Below are 6,000 nucleotides of genomic sequence, written 5' to 3'. Positions count from 1 at the left end.
AAACGCCCGGTTACATTCCGAACCCGGAAGCTAAGCCTTTCAGCGCCGATGGTACTGCAGAGGGGACTCTGTGGGAGAGTAGGACGCCGCCGAACGATTTTTCAGCTCCGGTCTCCGGGAACCAGTGAATGGTTTCCGGGGACCGGAGCTTTTTTTGCGTTTCGGGGTCCGGTTTTCGCTGGTCTGCGGGGCCTGGCACCGCGATGTGGCCGTCAGGCACCGACGGGTGCGCTGCCCGCAGCCGCCCCCCCCGCAGGCGAAGGCGCACCAGGCCGTGAGGAGGCCGTGGAGGCCCTCTGAGAGGCCTCGAACGACCTGAGGCCGGCTCGCCCGGCCAAGTCGCGTCCTCGCGTCCGCTTTGCGCCCCCGACATACCCCGTGGCTTTTCCCGTCGCCGGCGTCGGGGTGCTCGGGTCCGCGGGAGCGGGGTGAGTGCTGTATCAGGGCCCCGTTCGACGGGGGTTCGATCGGATGACGGCACTCGTAACTAAGCGTCACTTCACTCTTCCGGGTGGCATTTCGGGCCGCAGCCCGGTGGAGAAGTGACCATCCCGGGCCGTTGCCGCCCGTGGTCACGCTCTGCGTGCGGAGGGCTGATGTAAGCCCCGCAAGGGCTGTGAGCACCTTTTCGGGGCGGTCACCGTAAGGAATGTTTCCACTGCCCTTATGGGAACGGCGGTTCGTTCGGATTCGAGTGGACGTGCGGGGGACGCCCTCGTAAGGAGGTGGCGGGGGGTGGCGAAAGGGGCAAGGTGGTCCGGACCCCACCCGGAGAACAACTACCGTGCGTGCTTTGCGAACTGCTGACGGTCAATCCGGAGGGCACGATGCCTACCGCACTTCCCCAGGGGCACCCGACGTCCCAGGAAACGGGGTCCCAGGGACCCGAGCCTTCCCCGGGGACCGCCGCCGTACCCACCGGGGCGCGACGGCGGGACCGCGAGGGGGGCCGACACGGGCGGGCCGCCTTCCGGGGCTCGGCCGCCGATGCGGTGATACGGGCCAAGTTGGTCCGCATCGCCGTGGTGCCCTGCGCCGTTGCCACCGCGGTCTGCGCCGCGGCCGTCGTCTGCCTCGTCCAGACCGGCGGTGCCACGCTCTCCGGGCGCGCCTGGCCGGTGCTGGTCGCCGGTCTGGCGTTGATCTGCGGGGTCGCCGTCGCCGCTGGCGCCGCGGCCAGCGGCGAGGCGCGCGCCATCGCGGGCCGCTGCGCCGCGCTGCGCCGCCTCAGCGTCCGCGACCAGGCTGAGCTGCAGGCGCTCGTCGAGCGGGTGCGCCAGGGCGAACGCCTCGAACACCCGGGGCCCGAGCCGGAGTCCGCGGCGGACGGGGACGCCCTCGACCTGCTCGGCCACGAGATGGCGAGGGCCGGGCACGCCGCCGCGGTCGCCGTCGCCGAGGCCGTCGACCTCACCCGGAGCGCCGCTGCGGGCGAGCAGAAGGTCGAGGTCTTCGTGAACCTCGCCCGGCGCCTGCAGTCCCTGGTGCACCGCGAGATCGAGCTGCTGGACGACCTGGAGAACCACGTCGAGGACCCGGACCTGCTCAAGGGCCTCTTCCACGTCGACCACCTCGCCACCCGCACCCGGCGGCACGCGGAGAACCTCGCCGTGCTCGGCGGCGCGATCTCCCGCCGCCAGTGGAGCCGTCCGGTCGCCATGACGGAGGTGCTGCGGTCGGCCATCGCGGAGGTCGAGCAGTACCCGCGGATCAAGCTCGTCCCGCAGATCGAGGGGACGCTGCGCGGCCACGCCGTCGCCGACGTCATCCACCTCCTCGCCGAACTCGTCGAGAACGCCTCGGTCTACTCCGACCCGCAGACCCACGTCCTGCTGCGCGCCCAACTCGTCACCTCCGGGCTCGCGGTCGAGGTCGAGGACCGGGGCCTGGGCATGACATCGGACGAGCGGACCCGGATGAACGGGCTGCTCGCCGACCCCGAACACGTCGACATGGACGAGCTGCTGGCCGACGGCCGGATCGGGCTGTTCGTCGTCTCGTCGCTGGCCCGGCGGCACGGCATCGCGGTGCGGCTGGAAAGCAACATCTACGGCGGGGTGCAGGCCGTCCTGGTCCTGCCCCGGGAACTGCTCGGACCGGAGTGCCAGGACGCCGGGGCGATCGACGACGTGCCCGACGCCGGCGATGACGTCCCGCCCGGCGCGTCCGACGGGGAGCGCATGGCCCCGGCCGGGACCGGCGCGGAGCGTGGGTACGCCGCGGGCGGCCCGGAGCAGCCGTACCCGGCCGCGCCGGAGGCCCTGCCCGGACCGGCCGTCCCGGCGGCGCGCGGCCCGCTCTCCGCGCCGGGGGCGGCGCCCCGTACGGGACCGCCGCACCCGGCCGGACCGAGAGGTTCCGCGGTGCCGTCGCCGGGTGACGTCCCGTCCGTGGGGAACGCCGAGCCCACCGGAGCGGACCCGGACGCCGACGGCGCTGCCGCCGAGGAACGGGGCGGCGGGCCCCGGCCGCTGCTGCCGCGGCGGCGGCGCCAGGAACACCTCGTGCCCGAATTGCGCGGTGAACCGATCCTGCGGTACCCGGACGACCGCGCAGGGCCCGAACCGGAGCACGACCCGGGCCTGATGGCCGCGTTCCGGCGCGGAATCAGCCTCTCCGACGACGCCTTCGAAGCCGGGCACTCGGCCGGGGGCGACGCCTTCCGCCCCACCTTGAGCCCGGCCTTCGACGGGCCGGACACCACCGACCCCCGCCCCACCGACCCCGAGGCCCCGACGGCCCGCCCCCGAGGAGACGAGCCCCATCATGGTGAGTGATCTGCACACACCGACCCACGCACCCGCGCACCCGCCGGTGCACGCACCGCTGCACGCCGGTCCGCAGCCGGACCTCTCCTGGCTGCTGACCGGTCTCGTCCAGCGCGTCCCACACGCCCGCAGCGCCCTCCTGCTGTCCTCCGACGGTCTGGTCAAGGCCGCCCACGGCTTCGACCCGGACAGCGCCGACCACCTGGCGGCCCTCTCCTGCGGCCTCTACTCGCTGGCCCGCAGCGCCGGGGTCCGCTTCGGCGAGGGCGACGACGTCCTCCAGGTCGTCGTCGAGCTGGAGTCCACGTTCCTCTTCGTCTCCACCGCCGGATCGGGTACCTGCCTGGCCGTCATCGCCGGCCGCGAGGCCGATGTGGCGGTCCTCGGCTACGAGATGGGGATGCTGGTCAAGAGCGTCCGCCCGTACCTGATCACCCCCGCGCGGCGGCAGGCTCCGGCGGGTGGACGCTGACGATGGCGCTGTGCCACCGCAGCCGCGATGGCGGCCGGGAGCCCGCGTGGTACGACGACGCGGCGGGCCGTCTGGTCCGCCCGTACACCGTCAGCAACGGACGGACCCGGCCCACCGCCCCGTTCGATCTGCTGACGCTGGTCCGGGCGACCGGGCGGCGGGCCGATGCGCAGGGGCCGGAGCACGCCCGGGCGCTGGCGCTGTGCCGGGTGCCGGTCTCCGTCGCGGAGGTCGCCGGTCAGCTGCGGCTGCCCGTCGTGGTCACCAAGGTGCTCCTGGCCGACCTCGTCGACTGCGGTGCGCTCACCGCCCACGCCCCCGCGACCGCGGGGCCCGCACCCCGGACCGACCGAGCACTTCTGGAGGCGGTGCTGCATGGACTGCGCACCCGACTGTGAATCCCTGGCCCCGAGCGACGACGGGGCCGTCTTCCCGACCGCCGTGAAAGTCCTGGTTGCGGGCGGCTTCGGGGTCGGCAAGACCACCTTCGTCGGAGCGGTCAGCGAGATCGAACCGCTCAGCACCGAGGAACTGCTCACCCAGATCAGCGTCGGCCACGACGATCTGCTCGGCGTCGAGGACAAGGACACCACCACCGTCGCGATGGACTTCGGCCGGATCACCCTCGACCGGTCGCACATCCTCTACCTGTTCGGCACGCCCGGCCAGGAACGGTTCTGGTTCATGTGGGACGAGCTGTCGAACGGCGCGCTCGGCGCGGTGGTCCTCGCCGACACCCGGCGGCTGGACCACTGCTTCGCCGCCGTCGACTTCTTCGAACGCCGCGCCATCCCGTTCGTCGTCGCCGTCAACGAGTTCGAGGGCTCGCACCATTACGCCCCCGAGGAGGTGCGCACCGCCGTCGACCTCGGGCCGGACGTGCCCGTTGTGGTCTGCGACGCCCGGCGCTGCGACTCCGCCACGCATGTCCTCGTCGCCCTCGTCCAGCATCTGCTCACACCGGTGCCCGCCACGACCTGGGAGCTGCCGTGAGCCGGCCTGCCGCGTACGACCAGAACCGGCATCTGCTGCGGACCCCGGTGGACACCGAGGCGCCGCGGCGGGCGGCCCGGCTGCGGGAGTTGGGCCTCGGTGACGCCCCGGTGCCGGCCTTCGACACCTACGCCCACGAGGTGGCCCGCACGTTGAAGGCGCCGTACGGGGTGGTGAACCTCCTCGGCGAGGAGCGGCAGTACCTCGCCGGGCTGTACACCCCGCCCCGCGGCCGGGTGCCGGGCGCCCCGCGCGCCTGCGGCGGCGACCTGCGGGTGCTGGCCCGCGACCGCGGCTACTGCCCGCACGTCGTCGTCCGCCGCAGGGCGCTGGCCCTGGAGGACGTCCGCGACTTTCCGCGGTTCGCCGGGAACCCGGTCGTCGACGAGTCCGGTATCCGCGCCTATCTGGGCGCGCCGCTGATCGACCGTACGGGGCTGGCGCTGGGCACGGTCTGCGTCGTCGACCTCGAACCGCGGTCGTGGGGGCGGGAGGGACTGGCGGCGATCAAGAAGGCGGCGAATGTGCTGGCCGCCCGGATCCAGCGGCGGGAGGACGGGCTGAGCGCCGGCTTCTGACGCGGGGTGGTTCCGGCGCGCCCCGACGGCCCGGCCCTTGGCGGGGCGCCGCCCGGGAGGGGAGAGTGGCGACCGGTGGGGCTCCGGTCCGGTGGGCGCAGTCCGGTGCGGTGTCCCGCCGACGCGGCCGCCATCCGGGCGGCCCCCGCCCGCACTCAGGAGACGATGCCCCATGCAGGCCCCCCAGCCGGAGTTCCACGAGGCCCCCGACGGCGCCCGGATCGCCGCGTACACCTGGCTGCCGGAGACCGGGCAGCCCCGGGCCCTGGTCCAGATCGCGCACGGCGCGGCGGAACACGCCCGCCGCTACGACCGGTTCGCCCGCTTCCTGACCGCCCGCGGCTTCGGTGTCCTCGCCTCCGACCACCGCGGGCACGGCGCCACCGCCGCGTCCACCGGCGGCCTCGGGGTGGTGGGGGAGGACGCCTGGCGGGCGATCGTCGCCGACCTCAAGCGCCTCGGCGACCACGCCGCCGCCGAGCACCCCGGCATCCCGCTGGTGCTGTTCGGCCACAGCCTGGGCTCGATGCTCGCCCGCGACTACGCGCAGGAGTACGGCGCCGACCTCGCCGGGCTGATTCTCTCCGGTACGTTCCGGACCCTGCCCGGTATGGAACTCGGCTCCACGATCGATGAGTTGACGGCCGAGGTCGCCGAGAAGGGCCGGACCGCGCCGTCCGCCTTCCTCCCGCGCGCCTTCAGCTCCTTCAACGACGCCTTCACCCACCGCACCGGCTTCGAATGGCTCACCCGTGACGCCGCCGAGGTCGACCGGTACGCCGCCGACGAGGAGTGCGGCTTCCCGTTCTGCGCCGGGCTCGCCCTGGACTGGCTGCAGGCGGTCCGGAAGGTCAACGACCCGGCCCACCTCGCCCGGATGCCCCGCGGGCTGGCCGTTCACCTCGTGGTCGGCGCCGAGGACCCCTGCAATCAGCGCCTGACGCAGGTGAGCGAGATGCTGGAGGACTACCGCTACCACGGCGTCCAGGACCTGACCTGGCGCGCGTACCCGGGCGCCCGCCACGAGATCCTCAACGAGACCAACCGCGACGAGGTCCATCGCGACCTGCTGGCCTGGCTGGACGCCCGGGTCTGAGCGGCCGGAGTCCCGCGGTCCGCCGAGCGGTCGCCCCGTCCGGAATATGGCAACGCGCACCCTCTGACATGCGGTATTGTTCTCATGCGCGGT

Annotated in this window: 6 protein-coding genes and 1 rRNA gene; all 7 read left to right on the top strand. The window is 73.5% G+C overall.

Annotated elements, in window-relative coordinates:
• Positions 1 to 95, top strand: a 5S ribosomal RNA gene (gene rrf / locus ACF1BH_RS13745); the annotation flags it as partial.
• A 912-nt stretch (positions 96 to 1,007) separates the two neighbouring features.
• A complete protein-coding gene (locus ACF1BH_RS13740) occupies positions 1,008 to 2,777 on the top strand; it encodes an ATP-binding protein (protein WP_391642651.1) in 1,770 nt (589 codons plus the stop codon).
• Positions 2,767 to 3,240 carry a roadblock/LC7 domain-containing protein gene (locus ACF1BH_RS13735; RefSeq protein WP_391642650.1) on the top strand — a complete coding sequence of 158 codons (474 nt, stop codon included), beginning with the start codon at positions 2,767 to 2,769 and terminating at the stop codon, positions 3,238 to 3,240. Before ACF1BH_RS13740 ends, ACF1BH_RS13735 begins: the two co-directional genes overlap by 11 nt.
• 2 nt (positions 3,241 to 3,242) lie before the next feature.
• The gene (locus ACF1BH_RS13730; RefSeq protein ID WP_391642649.1) at positions 3,243 to 3,638 is read left to right on the top strand and encodes a DUF742 domain-containing protein; all 396 of its coding nucleotides are present in this window, start codon (positions 3,243 to 3,245) and stop codon (positions 3,636 to 3,638) included.
• Positions 3,616 to 4,233 carry an ATP/GTP-binding protein gene (locus ACF1BH_RS13725; RefSeq protein WP_391642648.1) on the top strand — a complete coding sequence of 206 codons (618 nt, stop codon included), beginning with the start codon at positions 3,616 to 3,618 and terminating at the stop codon, positions 4,231 to 4,233. The genes ACF1BH_RS13730 and ACF1BH_RS13725 overlap by 23 nt, the downstream gene beginning before the upstream one ends.
• On the top strand, positions 4,230 to 4,811 hold the full coding sequence (locus tag ACF1BH_RS13720; RefSeq protein WP_391642647.1) for a GAF domain-containing protein: 582 nt from the start codon (positions 4,230 to 4,232) through the stop codon (positions 4,809 to 4,811). The genes ACF1BH_RS13725 and ACF1BH_RS13720 overlap by 4 nt, the downstream gene beginning before the upstream one ends.
• A 172-nt stretch (positions 4,812 to 4,983) precedes the next feature.
• Complete coding sequence (locus tag ACF1BH_RS13715; RefSeq protein ID WP_391642646.1) at positions 4,984 to 5,907, top strand: alpha/beta fold hydrolase; 924 nt, start codon at positions 4,984 to 4,986, stop codon at positions 5,905 to 5,907.
• Positions 5,908 to 6,000: the final 93 nt, after the last annotated feature.

It is taken from the genome of Streptomyces sp. NPDC014733 (genome assembly GCF_043083385.1).
Classification (GTDB): domain Bacteria; phylum Actinomycetota; class Actinomycetes; order Streptomycetales; family Streptomycetaceae; genus Streptomyces.
This window is presented reverse-complemented; position numbering and strand designations above follow the sequence as displayed.

Bases quoted from the DNA above. Each gene is read 5' to 3' on its own strand.
- ACF1BH_RS13730 (WP_391642649.1), top strand. From the start codon at position 3,243: ATGGCGCTGTGCCACCGCAGCCGCGATGGCGGCCGGGAGCCCGCGTGG.
- ACF1BH_RS13715 (WP_391642646.1), top strand. From the start codon at position 4,984: ATGCAGGCCCCCCAGCCGGAGTTCCACGAGGCCCCCGACGGCGCCCGG.
- ACF1BH_RS13735 (WP_391642650.1), top strand. From the start codon at position 2,767: ATGGTGAGTGATCTGCACACACCGACCCACGCACCCGCGCACCCGCCG.
- ACF1BH_RS13725 (WP_391642648.1), top strand. From the start codon at position 3,616: ATGGACTGCGCACCCGACTGTGAATCCCTGGCCCCGAGCGACGACGGG.